General features: G+C 72.8%; 1 protein-coding gene. It reads right to left on the reverse strand.

Features of this window, described 5'->3' with window-relative positions:
- Nucleotides 1-239, reverse strand: a 239-nt coding sequence (locus SB658_RS27200) for an HAD family hydrolase (protein WP_410603647.1), incomplete at both ends; no start/stop codon positions are given.

Genomic DNA, 239 nt, shown 5'->3' on the forward strand with positions numbered 1-239 from the left:
CGGGCCGAGGCCCGCGGGCTTGCCGGTGTCGTAGATCAGCTCGTCGAAGTGGTCCAGGATCCCCCAGCTCGCGAGGGCGCCTTCGACGCCCGCCTTCGGCGCGTTGGTGGCGAGGATGACGCGGGTGGCTTCGGGGATACGCCGGAGGATGTCGGCGAGGCCGGGCGCCGGGTCCGCGGGGCCCACGGATCCGAGAAGCTCGCGGCTGGAGAGGTAGGCGAGCTGACGCTCTTCTGCGG

Source organism: Bacillus sp. SIMBA_008, from assembly GCF_046535495.1.
Classification (GTDB): domain Bacteria; phylum Bacillota; class Bacilli; order Bacillales; family Bacillaceae; genus Bacillus; species Bacillus subtilis.